Origin of the sequence: Coprobacter fastidiosus, from assembly GCF_030296935.1 — a bacterium.
GTDB lineage: Bacteria > Bacteroidota > Bacteroidia > Bacteroidales > Coprobacteraceae > Coprobacter > Coprobacter fastidiosus.
The window spans coordinates 617,054-637,545 of the sequence record NZ_AP028032.1; the positions used below are offsets into that span (position 1 = coordinate 617,054).

Here is a 20,492-nt window from a genome sequence, read left to right on the forward strand (position 1 = left end):
TTAAAACCGAAAAGAAAATCCACCGGAAACATAGCCGATATCATAGCCACTCTCTACATACACGCCTACTTTTTTACAAAAGTAATAACGTAAACCTGCGATTGCAATGCCGCTGACACTCGTGTCCATATTACTCTCAGCAATCATTTTTTCATCACTTTCGCAATCAATTGTTCGATTTCCGGTCATATTCAAGTCCATCATCAAACGTGCATAGAACTCAAAGTTGTGACAAAGAGTTAAATGCCAACTTAATCCGGCACAAATATCAAATCTATTACAAGATGTTGCCTTTGTCTTTGGACCATAACCATTATCCCATTCCCAATTATAACTATATTTGCTATAAGTAGCTCCGAACAAATACCCGATGCTCCCCAACTTACTGAAATCAAGGAAACAAATATCTGAATAAATACCGATGGGAGGAATGTCTATTTTATAACCATTTCCTCCATGTTTGATTTTTCGCGACCAAGGAGCGATATCCGGAGCAATTCCTATTTGCATAGTTCTCATATATTGGGGAAACACGACTTCATTCTTCACTCTTTTCCATGAAGCCGACTCAGTTCCGCTAACAACTGTAATAGAATTTTGAACGCCAAGCTGATCATTTTCAATTTTTCCAGCTACTCTTTTTACCGGGCGGTCACCATATTCCGTTTCCCAGCTTTTTACGACACTCATCATATCTTCAAATTCTTTTGCCTTAATACGCAATGCAAATTCAGGATAATCATAAATTTTGCAGAAATAATATGCCATTTGTGTTCTATTCACTGCCGGTGTGCCAATTACATAGGGCGCAGATAGATATTGACGGGATGTAAATATTGCAATATCTTTATCAATACTGAAATAATAATACATTTCTCTGCTAACAGTAGTTATATTATTTACTCTATTTTGAATAACAAAAAATGCAGAATATACATCAATACCATTTCCATCATATTCAATCCTAACCCAACGGATTTTCGGTTTTCCTGCCATAAAGCCGATATTTTTACATTTTCGCTTTACATATTTAAGTTTATCCATAACTATTAGCGAATCAATATCTTCGCTGATATACCGGATTCTCTCTCCTTGAGGAGTTTCACTCACCTCAAAAAAAGTCGGATCATTCACTATTGCCGATCGCAGATAACCTTTCACAATCGAACTTTTCGATTGTGAAACGATTTTGTTCAAATATAACGTTACTGGAACAGCTTCTGCATCTATTTTCTTCTTTTTTCGAGCTATGGCTTCGGGAATAAGAACTATTCCGAAAACCACAATCAATAATAATCTTATTAACAAAAAATCTCTCATATATTATCTTTTTCGAATCCTTTTCAAAAGAACAAGCATAACAAATCGTCATTTCTATTACATCTTATTACTAAATTTTCAATATAATCACTTGATTTTAAGCAACGACATTATCTATATAAATTTTATACAAATAAAAACATTATTTTCTTTATATTTTGCCCATAATTATTTTATTATTATTCAAAAAAGAAGCAATTAAGTTACTTCCGACCCTTTTCCCAATTTTATTTTATCACATTTATCCGGTTCAATATTTCCCTCTAAAGTTCTATTTCGCGTTATAATTGTTCTATAAGTCATTTAATAAAGAATAAACAGCCTATTATTTAAAAAAAATATATACGTTTATGTCATAAATGAAATATTATGAAACATATATCAGTTCCTAAAATAGATTTATCATCCGTAAAAAACTACAACACGATCGATCTGATAGATACAGACTTCGCCATACTGGATAACATCAATAATATTCCGCTGTTTGACTATCCTTCGATCATCGAAACAACAGTTTTCGCACTTTGCCTGAAAGGAAATTGTAAAATAACAATCAATCTGAATGAATATAATATATGCCCGAACGATATGATCTTGCTTATGCCAAATCAGATCGTCATGTTATGCGAGAAAAGCGATGATGTTTCGGGATTATTTATAGTCGTGTCAAAAAATTTCAGTAACGAGATTCTTCCCAGCACAGAAGATATGCTATCTGTATTTTTTTACGCAAAAGAATCCCCTAAAACTACACTTAACCCGAATGAAATAAAATGTTTAAAAGAATATCATTCTTTTTTGCGAAACAAGGTAAAGGAAACAGAGAATATTTATCGCAAAGAAATCATACGCATATTATTGAAATCCTTATTTTATGAAATTGCCAATATTACCAAGAAAAAAATTCCAGAGAAATCGATACGAAAATCTAGAAAAACGGAGGTATTCGAATCTTTTTTAAAAACAGTCGCCACGCATTATAAACAACAACGCTCTGTAACCTTTTATGCCGACAAACTATATTTGACTCCTAAATACCTTTCTTGTGTAATTAAAGAGATAAGCGGAAAATCTGCTGGAGAGTGGATCGATGAACAAGTTATTTTGGCCGCTAAAGCATTGCTTAAATCAAGTAACATGACAATTCAGGAAATTTCAGTAGAACTAAATTTTGCCAATCAATCTTTTTTCGGGAAATATTTTAAACAACATACTGGTATTTCTCCCAAAGCTTATCGAAAGATATAATAAAAAGGATTATAGAAAATTTTGTTTTTTCTATAATCCTCCTTACTATCATTTTTTACCTATATCAAATTCCAAGAGAAACTTTTACGGCTTCTATTTTCTGATTTGCTAATTCATTGACTTTATCATAATCTTCACGAGATTTCAATTCACCTTTTACTTCTATATAGAATTTTATTTTAGGCTCTGTTCCTGAAGGACGTATAGAAACTTTAGTCCCATCTTCTGTAAAATACTGTAACACATTCGATGTAGTCGGCATATCTAAAGTATACTTTTCATTCTCCACCAAATCATTAGCAACTAAAGGAGAAAAGTCTTTTGTAAGAATAACTTTCGAACCGGCAATCTCCGTCATCGGATTATTCCTGAAATTCTTCATCATCGCTTCGATTTCTTCAGCCCCCGATTTTCCCTTACGAACTACAGAAATACCTTTTTCTTTAGAGAAACCGTAAGTCAAATAAATATCTTGTAACATTTCATATACAGTCTTGCCATTATCTTTTGCCCAAGCTGCAACCTCCGCCATCAAAGAAATTGCAGATACAGCATCTTTATCCCGAGCAAAATCCTCAGCCAAAAAGCCGTAGCTTTCCTCTCCTCCACCGATATATTTCTTCTTTCCTTCCAACTCACGGATTACAGATGCAATCCATTTAAACCCGGTATAACAATCATAGCAAGTGATATTATTACGATCAGCAATTGTTTTTATCAACTCAGTCGTCACGATAGTTTTCACGATATATTCGTTTCCTGTAAGTCTGCCTAACTCTTTATATTTGGTCATCAAATAATTAAGTAAAATCATAACAATCTGATTTCCATTTACAAGAACAAATTCCCCTTTATCATTCTTTACTGCTATACCAATACGATCGGCATCAGGATCTGAAGCCATAACGATATCGGCATCCACTTCGATACCTTTACGTATAGCCATATCCAAAGCTGCCGGCTCTTCGGGATTTGGAGAAACTACTGTCGGAAAATCCCCGCTGACAACATCTTGTTCCGGAACGTGAATGATATTCGTAAATCCAAAATTTTTCAATGATGCCGGAACTAATTTTACACCTGTACCGTGTATAGGCGTATAAACAATTTTCATATCTTTATGCCGTTCGATAGCATCAGGACTCAACGACAAAGTTTTAATTTTATCAAGGAAAAGCTTATCTACCTCTTCTCCGATTATTTCGATCAAAGCGGGATTTCCTTTAAACTTGATATCGGCAATAGAACGTATCTTATTTACTTCAGCAATCGTATTCTTATCGTGCGGCGAGATCATTTGAGCGCCATCATTCCAGTATGCCTTGTATCCGTTGTATTCTTTGGGATTGTGAGATGCTGTCAGGATAATACCGCTTTGGCATCCTAATGCTCTTATGGCAAAAGACATCTCGGGAGTAGGTCTTAATGATTCAAAAAGGTATACCTTGATTCCGTTGGCAGAAAAAATATCTGCAGAAATCTCTGCAAACAAACGACTATTATTACGACAATCATGTCCGATTACGACTTTTATTTCAGATAAATCGGCAAATTCTTTTTTTAAATAATTGGATAATCCCTGTGTCGCAGCACCTACCGTATATATATTCATCCGGTTTGTTCCAGCTCCCATTATCCCACGCAGTCCACCAGTACCGAATTCCAAATCTTTATAAAACGACTCTATCAGCTCTGTCTTATCATCATTGTCAAGCATCCTTCTCACTTCGGCTTTAGTGGCTTCATCATAACCGTCTCCCAGCCAAGTCTGTGCTTTTGCAGTTACTTCTTTCAATAAGGTCTCATTTTCCATACAATTCTCTTTTTTAGAAAAATTTCACAACATCTATAATACACAAATATACAAAAAAGTTTTTATCGATACAGAGATATAAGGCAAAATAGTTTTAAAGCCAGTTTAAATTTTTATCTTTCAAAAAGCGACTTTCAACCGGTCTCCAGCATCTTTAGCGACTGCCCGATAATACTCTTCAGAATATCCCGGAAAATCAGGATCAGCAGGCAAACCGTACCCATTCTCTAAAAAATGCCCGCCTTTTTCTTTTTTCCTATTTCCATCTAAATATTTAACCAATAAAAACTCTCCTAACTTTTTCCACTGAACAGTCGTTTGTTGGGCCTGAGCTACACTATAAGCATTCAAAAAGCGAATTGCCGCTACAGGATCGTTACGATACAAATCATTAGCAACCTTTTCTATTACAGGCTGCTGTACATTAAATGTCGTTTCTATATCTTTCTGAACGGGACGTATATCCTCTATCATCTGATCATAACGAGAATAAGCCATATTGGCAACCCAATTATGAATCCAAAAAGCAGAAGTCCAAGATAAGTCATACATGCTCCCGTTCAATTCACTATAACACTCCGGAACTTCATTTAAACAAGCATATAAGGGCACATAGACACAAGTATTCGTATCATCTACCCCAAACCATAGAACTCCTCCGATTGCATTCGGCAACCACGACCGCATCTGAGCGACCAGTGTAAAAGCAGTCTGTTGTGTTGCCACAGCTCGCTCATTAGTATATTCTACACTATCCACTTTAAAGGTCATAGGCCGAAATCTATAAGGGCATTTAAACGGTCCTGCACCTACATCTTGGGTCATGTCAAAAGGTGTACCTTCAAAATGATCACGCATGGCATCTTTCATATCCTGTACCGATAACTTCTTATCCGGTTTTATATAAAGCGGCAAATACTCTTTAGATTTACCATTCAAATATGATAAATATTTACCCATAGAACTATTAAACCGATTATAAAAACTCCATACTCTTGCTTCACATCCTCTCAATGCTCCAAAATCTGCAGGAGCATAAGCGTCGGCAAAACTGAAATCTTTATTCAGTCCATTGAAATAACCTTGTTCCCGAGCAAATGATATGACATCAGGAGAATATAGACAATTTTCTTTATCATCTAACGGGAACTTATGAATGCGAGACTGATTGGCATGTGCGGCAATGCAATCATCGGGAATGCGTACGGCAACCCATACAGCACCCTGATTTTGAGGTCCTTTTCCAATCATCTCCATAATCCACACTTCTTCAGGATCAGCAATAGAAAAAGATTCTCCTGAACTATAATAGCCATATTCGTTAACCAGATCGGTCATGACCGTAATCGCTTCTCTCGCTGTCTTAGCTCGCTGCAAAGCAATATACATCAAACTGCCATAATCAATTATACCCGTAGTATCTACAAGTTCAGGACGCCCTCCCCATGTAGATTCGGTTATAGACAATTGATGTTCATTCATATTACCGACCACTTTATATGTATATTCGACTTGAGGAATATGTCCTAATAATTTATTCGTATCCCACTCTCTGATTTCCATAGTGCTGTTTTTAGGATGTCTTGCTGCCGGAATAAATTTTAAAGCTCCATACAATGTATGGGAATCGGCCGCGTATGTTATAAATGTAGAGCCATCTATTGTGGCATTCCTACCAGCCAAAAAACTTGTACATGCTCGTGCTCCGGGAACAAGCATTCCCCAACAAAATGTGCATAATAAGATAAATTTTTTCATAAAATATGTGTTAGGTATTTACCAATAAAATGAATTCTCATAAACCGCCCGGTTTCCGCAACGATCTGTAACCGTAAGTCTAAAATGGTGCTTTTTATTCCTTTTTACACGTACCGGATCGAGCTTGCAGCTCAATATTGCAGTCTTGCCATCCATCTCAAGAAGTGCAAATTTGCCATCGATTTCACCTCTGTAAGACTCGACTCCAGTATGCTTATCTCCTATTCTGATACGAATCTTTCCTGTATTTCCCCATTGGGCAGGAGATATAGGAGTAATGACTGGATTTACGGTATCTGATTTAACAACAAATGTTCCTAATTCTCTTATTTTAACTTCTAAATACCCATTCATATATGTACCGGTATAAGGAATCTCTTTATTCCCGAATACTCGAGCTAAATAGTATTGTTTTTTATTATCAAGAGTATCTGAGGGTATTTTAATTTTTAAATTACAATATAAATGTAAAGGCACGCATTCTTGCCCCACAACATAAGAATTATCGCTATTCTGGAAACACTTCAATTGAATATTTTCGTAAAGAGCCCCTTTGGGAATAAATAGTGAAACTCCATGTTTATCGATGAAATTATTCTGATTATATACACAAGCATTATCGGAGGGATTATCCATCAGAATATTTTTCTTTTTTCCGTTTATTGAAAATGTACATATTGTCAAATTACCATGTCGGTCTCTCAGTTCATAACGGATTTTATAAACACGTTCCTCATCGATCGTAATCACACCTTGATCAACAACATCCTTATAAACAGGCAGATAATTCCCCACAGACACATAAGAACGCATTATAAAAGACCGACGTTTTACCCAATCCTCATAATCGATAAATGAGTTTACAGCTCGGCTTTTATCAAAAGGGAAACGTTCAATAGCTGAAGAATAAACTATTTTATCATCCACAAATAGTCGAATAGAATAAACTCCGTAAATATTGGAAGTCTCGTTCATATAATCATAGGCTTTCACTCCAAGAACGATTTTTCCCCATGCCGTTACCGGAGATGAAAGAGTCACAATTCCGTTCTTCTGACGAATAACGGAAAAATCCTTGCGAACATATCCGTTATTTACAATTCCTGCAATTGGATAAACAGCGATTGAACGAATTTGAGGCGGACGAGTATCTTTCAAATATGTTTTGAGAAAAGGCATAGGATCTAACAAATATTCCGATTCTGTTTCTCTTATTTCAAAATGCAAATGCGGACCTCCCGAACTACCGGTATTTCCACTATATGCGATTACTTGTCCCTTTCTGACTTTAATTTCATCTTTTTTCAGAAAGAAATTGACAGAAAAACTTTCTTGGGCATATTGCCGCATCTTTACTATATCATCTATAAATGGAGCAAAACGATCTAAATGTCCGTACACAGTGGTTACACCTATTCGGGGATGATCGATATATACTGCAAGACCATATCCGTATGGAGAAACACTTATCCGGGAAACAAAACCGTCTTCGACAGCATACACCGGTGTTCCAGACTGAGCTTTTATATCTAAACCCGAATGGAAATGATTATTCCTCAATTCTCCGAAGTTTCCGCTTAAATACAGAGTTCGGTGCAAAGGCGGATCGATTTTGAAATCAGTAGATACAGGCTTATAATTCGGGGAAATCCCCATGCATATATTCAATAAAATCAATAACAAACTCAACATATCCCAGCAATTAAAACCTAACAAATGTACAAAAAATAATGGTGCATCAACTTTTTAATCGGTCTGAGTATAATCTTTGGCCAAACCTCCTTCTCCGGTCTCCTTATATAGCGAAGGGAGGTCATGTCCCGTCTGTTTCATTACTTCTACGACTTTATCAAATGAGACCCTATGTATTCCATCGGAAAAAGATGCATACAAATGAGAATCTAAAGCTCTCGCCGCAGCATAAGCGTTCCTCTCGATACAAGGAATTTGTACCAATCCGCAAACCGGATCACAGGTCATCCCCAAATGATGTTCCAACCCCATCTCTGCCGCATATTCTATTTGAGCCGGACTTCCTCCTAATAACTGAGTAGCAGCACCCGAAGCCATCGCACAAGCAACCCCGACTTCTCCCTGACACCCGACTTCGGCACCCGAAATAGAGGCATTTGTCTTTACGATATTTCCGATCAGTCCGGCAGTAGCTAAAGCCCGGAAAATACGCATATCGCTAAAACCTCGGTTTTTCTGCAAATGATATAATACAGCCGGCAAAACCCCACATGCTCCGCAAGTCGGTGCTGTCACGATCGTATGTCCCGAAGCGTTTTCTTCACTAACAGCCAAAGCATAAGCAAAAAGCAATCCTCGATCTCTCAAAGCCTCTTTATATCCTCCAGCTTGAATAAAATAATCGGCGGCTTTCCGTCGGAGATTTAACGGCCCGGGCAAAACACCTTCCGTGTCTAATCCTCTCTGTATACACTCTTTCATATTTTTCCATACTTCAGATAAATACTCCCATATATCCACACCTTCTCTTTCCTCAACATATTCCCAATAACTTCTTCCCGAATGCTCACACCATCTTAAAATATCACTTAAATGAGACATGTCATAAACATCAGAAATTTCTCCGATAGGCGGCCGATTTTCTTCTGATAATGCACCTCCGCCGATACTATATACAGTCCAAGTGTCCAAAACTTCGTTTTCCGAATTTATAGCACAAAAAGTCATGGCATTCGGATGAAAAGGAAGAAATATTTTCGGCAGCCATTCAATCTGTACAGGAGCATGAGGTTCTAAAACTTCTAAAATCGCCTTGTCGGTCAAATGGCCTTTGCCTGTTGCAGCAAGACTTCCGAATAGGGAAACTTTGAAAGATGCACTTCGGGGGTTACGTTCTAAAAAAATTTTCGCAGCCCTTTGAGGCCCCATGGTCTGGCTACTCGAAGGCCCTGCCCCAATCCGGAATATCTCTTTAATCGAATTCATGGTTTTCATATAAACAATAACTCAATACGGTTTCAACAATTCATAATAATGCATATCTATAATCTTACCGTTTTTAATTCCCATACGATGCATAACAGCAAGCTGCTTAAAACCATTTCGCCTCAATACCCGCATCGACTTTTCATTAAAGTCAAAGGTTAACGCATATAAACGAATCAAGTCTGTTTCGGTAAATATATAACTTATCAATTCAGATAAAGCATCTGATACAATACCCAACCCTTGAAAAGGTTCTCCAATCCAGTATCCGACCTCTGCATTAAGTCGTTCGATATCATTTTGCCGAACAAACCCGATACCCCCTACTGCCCGACCGGAAACCTCAATTGCAAATTGAGAATAAGGCTCAACCGAAGCCATCTTGATAAAAGCATCTGCATCGTCCGAGGTGTATGGGTGAGGAAATGAATCACGAAGATTATTCCATATACTGGTATTATTAGCATAATATGCCAAAGAATTACAGTCTGACTCCCGCCACGGCCGCAAAATGTAATTCTCTTTTTTCACTATCATATTTTCAAATCATTAGAATTATTTGTCTATTCCGGCTATGATTATTAAAGCCATTTTACACTCAATTAATATCTGGTACAAATTATAAATTACCTCAACAAAGATATAGTAATTAAACTATAAATAGTTACCTGACCTATCATAAATAATTATCGATAATTTTATATTTTATCTTTCATCCTATTCTTATCCAAAAGTGTCACTAAAAAACAAAAAAGCGGTTTTCTTGATAAATAACCGCTTTTTAAACCAAAACTACTAAAAGTCTGTCTAAATCTTCTAATGAACAATCAAGACTTTGTATCTACACCATGATCAAAATATTCAGCCAACTCTCTATTTGTTTCAATCCCGTATCGCTCATCGTGTTGACTCATATCCAATCCGATCTTTTCGCTTTTTTCAGATACACGCATAGGGATCATTTTATCCGTAATCCAATATAAAGCATATGTTACAATAAATGTATATCCGCAAACTATCACTACTGCTATTATATGATTTAAAAGATTTTGCCAATAAGTAATATTTTCAGTCGCATTATATACAAAGATTCCGGTCATAATAGTTCCGACAATTCCTCCTACACCATGTGTAGGAAATACATCCAAAGCATCATCAAAAGAATTTTTCTTATTTTTCCAAGAAACAGCCATATTGCATATAACCGTTACGACTAAAGCAATAAATATACTTTCCCCGACAGTCACATACCCAGCCGAAGGTGTTATGGCGACCAATCCTACGACTGCACCGATAGCAGCTCCCATTGCAGAAGGCTTACGTCCTCTCAAACAATCAAATACTACCCAGGTCATCATTGCGGTAGCCGATGCCGTATTTGTATTTAAAAAAGCTTTTACAGCTATAGAATTGGCAGCCAAAGAAGATCCGGCATTAAACCCGAACCATCCTAACCAAAGCATAGCCGCACCCAATAATACAAACGGAATATTGGCCGGTTGTCCCGATTCTTTTCTTCTTCCCAAAAATATAGCTCCGGCCAAAGCTGCAACTCCAGAAGAGGCATGAACAACAATTCCACCGGCAAAATCAAGAACCCCCATTTGACGAAGAAAACCATCGGGATGCCAAGTCCAATGAGCCAAAGGACAATACACGAATATACAGAACAAGATCATAAATACCAGATAGCCAGAAAAACGGACACGTTCGGCAAATGAGCCGGTTATCAATGACGGAGTAATAATGGCAAACTTCATTTGAAACAAAGCATATAATGCTAACGGTATCGTCGGCGCCAATAACTTATCTGTAGCTCCACCAACATTCACAAACATAAAAAATGTTCCCGGATTTCCTATAAAGTGCCCGACATCTTCGCCAAAAGCTAAACTAAAGCCCACGACTATCCAGATAACACTAATCACTCCCATAGCAATAAAACTCTGCAACATCGTAGATATGACATTCTTAGACCGTACCATTCCTCCATAAAAGAAAGAGAGCCCCGGTGTCATCATCAAAACAAAAATAGTTGCAGTAATCATCCATGCGATATCAGCAAAATTCAAATTAGAATCTATATCTGTAAACACCCCTTCATGACCCGAATAAAATAATCCTAAAAAACTAATGCTTAATAAAGCTACAAATAAAATAATCCAACGTTTTTGCATATCCATTTCGTTTTAAATATTATGAAAGATTTTTATGCAAAAATATTTCATTTAGACACAAATATTTAATAAATACAAACAAAATGATTTAATATTACTACATATTACTACATATTGATATTAAAAACACGTATAAACAGTATTTTTTTAACGAATTAACCCGAATATATTTCAAAATAATACTTATAACGAATTTGATTTCAAAAAGAATACGACTTTTTAATAGTAACGGTCAGTTTCATGTCATGTTTTCTCATTTATTCAAAAAAAGACATTCGATCGAAAAAAAATATTTGTATTTTCGCGGCATGAATGAATCGTCCGTATGTATCTTTAAATTAATTATCATATCTCTTTTCGGGTTAGTGACGATTTTATATCCGAAAATTTCTTATGCTATTTCACAAGATTCATTGATAAATTCTCAAAATAAGAAAGGATGGAATGTGACACCGTTTCCGGAGATTGCCTACAATAGCGATCTCGGATTTCAATACGGTATATATTGCGAATTATATGATTTTGGAAATGGGGAAAATTACCCGGACTATACACATAAATTTTGTATCGAAGCAGCCCGATTTACAAAAGGATCTGGAGTTTACTGGTTTTTCTATGATTCTCCCCAATTATGGAAAAACCACAGATTCTCATTTGATGTTGCATACTTACCGGACAATATGTGTGATTTTTACGGATATAACGGTCGTAGCGCACCTTACTCAGATACACACAACGATTCTTTCTATAAAATAGATCGAAAACAAATTCGTATGATTTTCGGCCTACAAGGGAAAATTGTAGGACAACTTAATTGGATGGCAGGCATCAGTTGGCAAAAAATGATGATTCAACCTGTTTCCTTGAAAAAATATATCGGAGCAGATAACCTTTACAATCGCTATATAAAAGCAGGACTGATAAATCAGAATGAGGCAAAAGGCGGAAATGTTCTGCAATGGAAAGCAGGAATAGTTTATGATACCCGTGATAGAGAAGCAGATCCGACGCAAGGTATATATGGAAAAGCTATCTTCGCTTTTTCTCCAGACTGGACAAGTAAAAACGGATACTCCTTTATAAGAACAACCTTGAACGTCTGCTATTATCAATCGCTTTGGAAAGAACACTTGACTTTGGCAGGACGAATCGGATTGCAACTTACTCCTGTCGGGAGAGTTCCGTTCTATTTTTTATCAGATATAAATACTTACTATATAAGACAAACTTATTCTGAAGGATTAGGAGGAACAAATAATATAAGAGGGGTACTACGTAACCGAATTACGGGAAACGGTATCGGTTGGACCAACATAGAGTTAAGATTACGTTCACGGGTGATAAGACTATTGAAACAAAACTGGTATATCGGAATGAACCCTTTTTTCGACGCAGGGGCTGTACTGCAGCCATACCGGTTGAAACTGCAAAAAGAAAGCAATGACCCTATTATTTACAGCGGTAAAAACGAATGTCTCCACACAAGCGCAGGAATAGGGCTGAAACTAGTCATGAACCATAATTTTGTTCTTTCGGCAGAATGGGGAGCAGCTTTTTCCCGTGAAGACGGAACAAACGGCATAGACCTCGGAATCAACTATTTATTTTAGAATTTCATCTCTTATTCCCTACAAAAAATATATCCGAATTTAGATATATTTAATGGCTTCGCAACAAGCTGATAATTTTAAATAACATATATTTGTATCATATTGTTTTTAAACAACAAATTCTATAAAATCTTTTTTACAAAAAAAATGATTTAATCGCATTTTTAATCAATAGCTGATTTTATGAAAAAGATTATTTTAATATCGATTCTATTATACAGCATTTCATGTTCGTTCCGGCATACCCCAATTGCTCCCGGAGGAAAAAATAACAAAATCGAGTACATGAAAATATCTGTTTTACCCGATACAATTCGGTTCTCAAACAATTTCAGAATGTTATGGGACGATTTACTAAAAGAAGCCAATGGCTATTTATCATCTAAAGATTACACTCCGTCAGAACAACTGCGAGAAAAATACAATTTGAAATATTTTGATGGAAAATATTATATTAAAGGGTATCTACATACCCGACCGGATTTCGATAAAAATAAAGCTGAAAGCCAAGGAATATCGATCGTCTCGTATACCGACACACTGAAAAGTTTCTCATGCTTGATTTCACAATTACCGGAATTAATAACCCTACCTGACATTTCTGCCATAGAACTAAGTAAGTCTATTAATTTAAGATTGCCTAAAAAATATTGATTATGAAGAAAACCATTATCTCTCTATTATTATTCTACTTTGCCACACTCATTATGGCTCAATCAAAATTGTCGCCATATACACGGCATTTTATAAATGAAAAGGAACAGATAAAAACGGACAAAACATTTTCTTCTAAATTTAAAGTAAAGAAAATTGACGAAATCGATTATGTTAAAGCTTATATTTATTTAAAGGCTCAAACAGATCCCTATTTTTTAGAAAGTTATGGAGTAAGAGTCAATACTTGCATAGATTCTTTAATCACAGCGCAAATTCCTGTAAGCAAAATTGAAACCATATCCTCCCTAAATAACATCAAATATGTACAAATCAGTACACCGATATATCAAAAAATGAATAAAGCCAGAACCGAGACTCTAGTAGATAACGTTCAAAGCGGGAAAGATTTAACGACACCATTTTTAGGAAAAGATGTTGTTATAGGAATTGTCGATAATGGTTTTGAATACGGACACATCAATTTTTACAATACAGACGGAACTCAACTACGGGTAAAACGAGTGTGGAATCAAAATAAAAACGGTAAAGCTCCAAGCGGTTTTACCTACGGAACAGAATATAAAACTACTGATGAAATTCTTGCAGCAAAATATGATGTAACAGACGAAACTCATGCTACTCATGTAACCGGTATAGCCGCAGGAGCAGACCACACAAAATCTTATTACGGAGTAGCCGGAGAAGCAGATATAGTTTTGGTCAGCTATGATCTGAATGACAATACTACTGATCAGGTAAGCCTCTCGGATGCAATGAAATATATATATGATTATGCCGAATCGGTGGGAAAACCTTGTGTTATTAATATGAGTTTGGGTTCTCATATCGGCCCCCACGACGGAACTTCCACTTTTGACCAAGTTGCAGATAATCTGCAAGGTCCGGGAAAACTATTTGCCGGAGCAGCAGGCAACGAAGGTTGTGATCCTATGCATCTCAGCAAAACATTTACATCTTCTGATAATACATTAAAAACATTTATCGATTTCTTGGATAATTCTGACCGCTATTCGATGCTTGATATCTGGGGTGAACCCGGAGAAACATTTCAGATTACTATCGATCGATATAATATCTCAAAAAACAAGTCTGAATACTCAGAAACGGTCAATATTTCAGGAAATGGTTCTAAAACTATTTCATTAAAAAACGGGATTAGCGGATATGTTGAAATTTACTATGAAGTAAATGCTAATAACAACAAACCGAACGCTTTTATAGTATCTGAGGTAAATAGCATGAATTCTGGTTACGCAATAGGAATAACAATTACTGCAACAAGCGGAACTGTACATATCTGGGCTGATGATTATTATAGTCAACTTACCGGTAACGGTTTATCAGGATGGACAGATGGTAATTCAAAATATACCGTCGGTGAAATCGGAGGAACAGGGAAAAATGTAATCAGTGTAGGAGCTTATGCAACTCGTACCGGAAGTTATGCTCGAGAAGAAGGTATGATTGCAGAATTTTCAAGTTTAGGTCCGACAGCTGACGGACGTGTAAAACCGGATATTACAGCACCCGGAAATCAAATTATCTCATCATATTCCAGTGCACAATTTTATGATAGCGGTATCTGTGATAATACCACCGTAAACGGGAAAAAATATTATTACGGATATATGTCCGGAACTTCTATGGCAACTCCTTTCATTACAGGAGTATTAGCAACATGGCTTCAGGCAAACCCGACTCTTAGCCCGAATGATGTCAGAAACATTTTCAAAAAAACAGCACGACAAGATAACTATACAGGAACTATTTCCGAAAATGGAGATAATACTTGGGGTTTCGGGAAAATAGATGCATGGAATGGCATAAAAGAATGTATAAAAATGACAGCGGGAATATACGAAGAAAAAAACAACATTCCAGACGTGACAATCTACACTCCGGGAAATGGAATATGTCATCTATTATTCGGGAAAACCGATAACCAAACAACCATATCCGTATATAATACAAACGGGCAATTACTGAAATCAACAAGGTTAAATTCCATAACGATAGGTCAAGAAGAAATTTTAAATTTATCAGGTTTCGTACCGGGAATATACATTATCCACATAAAAGGCAATAACATACAAAAAAGCCAAAGGATAATCCGATAATATTAGAGCCTGTCAAAAGATAAAATTATATATCCAGAAAGACTATAAAATTATTATTTATAAAAGAGGGTGCACTCAATTGTGAAGTGCACCCTCTTTTATAAAGTACTTCAGTTTAATTTGACAGATACTTCGTTTTTATAAACAATTTAATAATAAATCATTGGGATATTCACATTTTACACTATTTTTGTAAGAGAGACAATATACCCAAATAAGTAATCTTATTAATAACCTATTATTTACGCTAAATATCCGATGCAAATTATTGAAAAATATTTTCCGAATCTAAACGAAAATCAAAAATCCCAATTCGCAACCTTAGACGAACTATATAAAGACTGGAATAGTAAAATCAACGTTATTTCCCGTAAAGATATAGACAATCTATATACCCACCATATATTGCATTCTTTAGGAATAGCAAAAATTATACAATTTACTCCCGAAAGTGCAATAATGGATGTAGGTACTGGAGGAGGATTTCCCGGAATACCTCTGGCTATTTTATTTCCCGAATGCAAATTTCATTTATTAGATCGTATCGGAAAAAAGGTTAAAGTCGCTTCAGAAATAGCACAATCCATCGGACTGCAAAACGTGACATGCAGACATTGTGGAGTAGAAGAAGAAAAAAGCGAGTTCGACTTTGTCGTAAGTCGCGCTGTCATGCCATTAAATGATCTAATGAAACTTATTCGCAAAAATATCCGAAAAAAGCAACAAAATGCAATGCCTAACGGTCTGATTTGCTTAAAAGGAGGAGAACTTCAAAACGAAGTAGCACCATTTAAAAAGATTTCGATCGTGTACAATTTGAAAGAATATTTCAAAGAAGAGTATTTCGATACCAAAAAGGTCGTTTACGTACCTGTCCACAAATAAATAATATATATATGCTGGTAATTAAGGAGTTCCATTTCAATCCGTTTTCAGAAAATACGTATGTCATATCGGATAGTGAAACCGGTGAATGCGCAATCATAGACGCAGGGTGTTATTATGCAGACGAACAAGATATTCTATCGGGTTACATTATAGACAATAATTTGAAAGTCAAATATCTTTTGGCAACACATTTGCATCTCGATCATAATTTCGGAGACAGACATGTGTATAATACTTTCAATGTCGGATTAACAGCCCATCCCGATGATGCTTTTCTATTAGATAACATGAAAGAACAAGCTTCTATGTTCGGCATACAATTACAAGACCCTCCCATTCCCATTGATCATAATGTCCATGAAAACGATATTTTCAAAATCGGGAAATATTCTTTACGAGCTATACACGTACCGGGACATTCTCCCGGAAGTATCATATATTATTGCAAAGAAGAAAAAATAGCGTTTGGCGGAGACGTACTTTTCAGAGGCAGTATCGGCCGGACGGATTTACCGGGAGGAAACTATAATCAATTAATTACCGGTATTCGAGAAAAACTATTTATACTACCGGAAGATACGGTTATTTATTCCGGACACGGTCCTAGCACAACAATAGGCTTTGAAAAGAAACAAAATCCATATTTACAATAAACCTAATTCTTCGAACATCCGGGCATATACCGCAGCCTTTTCTGACAAAGGTTTAGGATAGGCCCGGGAAGAAGAAGGCATTCTGTAAAAACGCATTTTTCTACTTTGATATTCAAATTCAACAAAGCTTCCGACAGGAGGAATTGCAGACGAAACAAGATCACTCAATATCTCGGTAGCCTTTTGTCCTGTAGTGACAACAGCTTTGCACATTGGCATTTGCTCTAATAAAGTATTAATATCGGCAGCTTCTACAACTTCCAAAAATTTATCAGAGGCATTATCTTTTAACCTCTTTACAGATCGAGCAGTATCACTTAAAGCAATGCCTTTCTCTTCCAAAAAAACGGTAATGCGGTTCTTATCGAATAGTTTTGTATCATCTAAAAAATGATCCTTATCTCCGAAAAAAACGAGTCCGAAAATACGCCACATATCATTTTGAAGATTCGGATAATAAAAATTCATGCTCCAACATATCTTTTTCGGAGGAAAACTCCCCAACATCAGCATCCGAGTATTTTGTGGAATAAATGGTTTTAACGGATGATTTTCTATCGGTATTATATTCGTGTCATTCATACAACTTGCATTTTTATATTTATAATCGCACGTGTAAAACAGAATACGGCTTTCCGGTACTATCTGTTGCATCACGACCTATTACATGAAATCACTGATGCAAATAAAATCTTACGGCCTGTTCATTTTACACATTTACGTCAACAAAATTTACGTCCAACGTTTTTACATCATATTCAACCAATTCCGATTTAATGATAATAGTCTAATCTTAATTCTTCAAAAATTACATTGCTTTAAGCATTTTTAATTACCCAAAAACAGTCCTTAAAAGGACATATTTTCCTGATAAAAAACACTCATTTTTTTAACTCATACAAAGATATAATTTAAGGAACAATTTCTACATAAAAACAAAGTCTTTCTCTATTTTTGCAGTTATCAGAGCGAAATATAATTATGAATGAAAAAGTTCTCGAAAAACTGAAAATTCTTGCGGAATCGGCAAAATACGATGTATCTTGCGCCTCAAGCGGAACTTCCCGCTCCAAAATGACAGGTGGCATAGGAAGTGCTTCGGGCTGGGGTATTTGCCATAGTTTTACAGAAGACGGAAGATGCGTTTCGCTTTTGAAAATTATGCTTACCAATTATTGTATATATGATTGCGCTTATTGTATCAACCGTAAAAGTAATGACTTGAAAAGAGCGACTTTGTCTGTATCAGAGTTGGTTGATCTTACCATTGAATTTTATAGAAGAAATTATATTGAAGGGCTTTTTTTAAGTTCAGGAGTAGTAAATAACCCGGACTATACCATGGAAAGATTGGTAAGTGTAGCAAAAGAATTACGATTGAAGCACCGTTACAACGGATATATCCATTTGAAAAGCATTCCGGGAGCTAGCCGTGAACTAGTAAACGAAGCCGGATTATATGCTGACAGATTAAGTGTAAATATAGAAATTCCTAATGAAGAAAGCCTCAAAATATTAGCACCTGAAAAAGACTTTAAAAGTGTATTTACGCCAATGCGTTACATACAACAAGGGATCTTACAAAGTGCGGAAGAAAAAAAAGATTCCGCCATGCACCCCGTTTTGCCCCGGCAGGACAAAGTACACAAATGATTGTAGGAGCAACGTCAGATACAGATAAGGATATACTCCGCATATCGTCTGCTTTATATCAGCGACCAACGATGAAAAGAGTATATTATTCCGGATATATTCATGTAAACGATTATGATAATCGATTGCCGGTTCTAAAACAACCTCCATTGGTGAGGGAAAACAGATTGTACCAAGCCGACTGGCTATTGAGATTCTACCAATTCAAAGTAAATGAAATCGTAGATGATGCTTATCCTAATCTCGATCTGGATATCGATCCTAAACTTGCGTGGGCTTTACGTCATCCGGAAATTTTTCCGATAGATATAAACCGAGCAGACTACGAAATGCTTCTGCGAGTACCCGGAATCGGTATAAAATCTGCAAAATTAATCGTTGTTTCCCGCCGTTACTCCCGATTAGGAGCGTCCCAATTAAAAAAAATCGGCGTGGTAATGAAAAAAGCGCAGTATTTTATTACTTGCAACGAACTTCCGATGCAAACAGTAAACGAAATGAATCCACAAAATATCCGCAAACTTTTAGTAGGGAGACCTCGAACGAAAGACTCACGACAACTAACGCTCTCTTTTGAAGATTAAAAACATGAATATATTCATATATGATAAAACATTTGAAGGGTTGTTGAATGCAATTTTCGACGCTTATTCTCGAAAAACATTTCCGGATCTTTTACTGAGCGAAGACGAAACTCTTCCACTATTCTATGACGATTTACATATAGTATATACGGATAATGATAAAGCGGAACGGGTATGGAACGGATTGATGAAAAAGTTGTCGAGACCTGCCCTCTCCTGTCTTGCTGCCAGTTGGTTATCTGAATTGCCCGAAATAGATCTATTGATTTTTCGTTATATACGAAAAGCTATAGATTCCCCCTGTTCTATTGAACTGAATTTCGGAGATAATGATGTCTTGGAACTTTCTCAAATCTGGAAAAAAGTACATCGTGAACAACACCGAATTATTCAGTTTCTACGTTTCCAAAAAGCTATGGATGGAACATTCTTTGCAGCAATAGAGCCGATTTATAATGTATTGTCTTTAATCGTTCCTCACTGCAAGGATCGCTTTTCAGACCAGAAATGGATAATTTATGATTTAAAACGAGAATACGGATACTATTATGATCTGTCTTCGGTTACAGAAATACAGTTCGAAAACAGTAACGCTCATCTTCTATCCGGAATATTAGACAAAAATCAAATGCATCCCGATGAAGAATTATTTCAAAAGCTTTGGAAAGAATATTTCAAAGCAATTAATATTAAGGAAAGAAACAACCCCAAACTACATCGTCAAAACTTGCCCGTAAGGTTTTGGAAACATTTAACCGAGAAACAAAAATAATTTTTATTTAAAACCTGTTTTCTGCATTATCTGATTTTCAACCGATTGTGTATCGAACGATTTTTAATAAAGATTTTCCTGAAAATTTTTCATTCAAGACTGTTGTTAAATCAAAAAATGTGACTATCTTTGCAACGCAAAAGAAAAAAGAAGCGTTCTTAATTTTGTTAACTGGTGCGGTAGTTCAGCTGGTTAGAATACATGCCTGTCACGCATGGGGTCGCGGGTTCGAGTCCCGTCCGCACCGCAAACAATATTTTTAA

The 20,492-nt window shown here is 36.1% G+C and carries 15 protein-coding genes, 1 tRNA gene and 1 pseudogene; 9 read left to right on the top strand and 8 right to left on the bottom strand.

Annotated features, from left to right (window positions below):
• Positions 1-1,320 (bottom strand): hypothetical protein, encoded by a 1,320-nt coding sequence (locus QUE35_RS02465; RefSeq protein ID WP_022601264.1) that lies wholly within the window; start codon positions 1,318-1,320, stop codon positions 1-3.
• Between the two features lie 369 nt (positions 1,321-1,689).
• Here QUE35_RS02465 and QUE35_RS02470 point away from each other — a divergent pair, with 369 nt between their 5' ends.
• Positions 1,690-2,568: a helix-turn-helix domain-containing protein gene (locus QUE35_RS02470; RefSeq protein WP_022391150.1), complete on the top strand. Its 879-nt coding sequence runs from the start codon at positions 1,690-1,692 to the stop codon at positions 2,566-2,568.
• Between the two features lie 64 nt (positions 2,569-2,632).
• Here QUE35_RS02470 and QUE35_RS02475 read toward each other — a convergent pair whose 3' ends face one another.
• From QUE35_RS02475 to QUE35_RS02500, 6 genes are all read right to left on the bottom strand, one after another.
• On the bottom strand, positions 2,633-4,381 hold the full coding sequence (locus QUE35_RS02475) for a phospho-sugar mutase (RefSeq protein WP_022601262.1): 1,749 nt from the start codon (positions 4,379-4,381) through the stop codon (positions 2,633-2,635).
• 120 nt (positions 4,382-4,501) lie between these two features.
• Positions 4,502-6,139: a C69 family dipeptidase gene (locus QUE35_RS02480; RefSeq protein ID WP_022601260.1), complete on the bottom strand. Its 1,638-nt coding sequence runs from the start codon at positions 6,137-6,139 to the stop codon at positions 4,502-4,504.
• A gap of 18 nt (positions 6,140-6,157) precedes the next feature.
• A complete protein-coding gene (locus QUE35_RS02485; RefSeq protein ID WP_022601259.1) occupies positions 6,158-7,831 on the bottom strand; it encodes a M23 family metallopeptidase in 1,674 nt (557 codons plus the stop codon).
• Between the two features lie 54 nt (positions 7,832-7,885).
• Positions 7,886-9,097 carry an L-serine ammonia-lyase gene (locus tag QUE35_RS02490; protein WP_286263075.1) on the bottom strand — a complete coding sequence of 404 codons (1,212 nt, stop codon included), beginning with the start codon at positions 9,095-9,097 and terminating at the stop codon, positions 7,886-7,888.
• A gap of 21 nt (positions 9,098-9,118) precedes the next feature.
• Entirely contained in the window at positions 9,119-9,634 is a 516-nt protein-coding gene (locus QUE35_RS02495) for a GNAT family N-acetyltransferase (protein ID WP_022601257.1), read from the bottom strand.
• 290 nt (positions 9,635-9,924) lie between these two features.
• On the bottom strand, positions 9,925-11,274 hold the full coding sequence (locus QUE35_RS02500) for an ammonium transporter (RefSeq protein ID WP_044261686.1): 1,350 nt from the start codon (positions 11,272-11,274) through the stop codon (positions 9,925-9,927).
• 308 nt (positions 11,275-11,582) lie between these two features.
• Between QUE35_RS02500 and omp85 the strand changes: the two genes are divergently transcribed.
• The 5 genes from omp85 to QUE35_RS02525 all read left to right on the top strand — a co-directional run bounded on the left by omp85 (position 11,583) and on the right by QUE35_RS02525 (position 17,220).
• Positions 11,583-12,884: an Omp85 family outer membrane protein gene (gene omp85, locus QUE35_RS02505; RefSeq protein ID WP_169721129.1), complete on the top strand. Its 1,302-nt coding sequence runs from the start codon at positions 11,583-11,585 to the stop codon at positions 12,882-12,884.
• A gap of 183 nt (positions 12,885-13,067) precedes the next feature.
• Positions 13,068-13,538: a hypothetical protein gene (locus tag QUE35_RS02510; RefSeq protein WP_022601253.1), complete on the top strand. Its 471-nt coding sequence runs from the start codon at positions 13,068-13,070 to the stop codon at positions 13,536-13,538.
• A gap of 2 nt (positions 13,539-13,540) precedes the next feature.
• Positions 13,541-15,679 (top strand): S8 family serine peptidase, encoded by a 2,139-nt coding sequence (locus QUE35_RS02515; RefSeq protein ID WP_081705675.1) that lies wholly within the window; start codon positions 13,541-13,543, stop codon positions 15,677-15,679.
• A 258-nt stretch (positions 15,680-15,937) separates the two neighbouring features.
• Entirely contained in the window at positions 15,938-16,564 is a 627-nt protein-coding gene (gene rsmG / locus QUE35_RS02520; RefSeq protein WP_009317117.1) for a 16S rRNA (guanine(527)-N(7))-methyltransferase RsmG, read from the top strand.
• A gap of 14 nt (positions 16,565-16,578) precedes the next feature.
• Complete coding sequence (locus tag QUE35_RS02525) at positions 16,579-17,220, top strand: MBL fold metallo-hydrolase (RefSeq protein WP_031258620.1); 642 nt, start codon at positions 16,579-16,581, stop codon at positions 17,218-17,220.
• Here the strand turns inward: QUE35_RS02525 and QUE35_RS02530 are convergent.
• Positions 17,212-17,802: a uracil-DNA glycosylase family protein gene (locus QUE35_RS02530; RefSeq protein WP_031258619.1), complete on the bottom strand. Its 591-nt coding sequence runs from the start codon at positions 17,800-17,802 to the stop codon at positions 17,212-17,214. The genes QUE35_RS02525 and QUE35_RS02530 overlap by 9 nt on opposite strands.
• Before the next feature lie 399 nt (positions 17,803-18,201).
• Here QUE35_RS02530 and QUE35_RS02535 point away from each other — a divergent pair.
• The 3 genes and pseudogenes from QUE35_RS02535 to QUE35_RS02545 all read left to right on the top strand — a co-directional run bounded on the left by QUE35_RS02535 (position 18,202) and on the right by QUE35_RS02545 (position 20,476).
• Positions 18,202-19,457, top strand: a pseudogene (locus QUE35_RS02535) (putative DNA modification/repair radical SAM protein).
• Between the two features lie 4 nt (positions 19,458-19,461).
• Entirely contained in the window at positions 19,462-20,229 is a 768-nt protein-coding gene (locus tag QUE35_RS02540; protein WP_022391159.1) for a TIGR03915 family putative DNA repair protein, read from the top strand.
• A 173-nt stretch (positions 20,230-20,402) separates the two neighbouring features.
• Positions 20,403-20,476, top strand: a tRNA-Asp gene (locus QUE35_RS02545).
• The last annotated feature ends 16 nt before the right edge of the window (positions 20,477-20,492 follow it).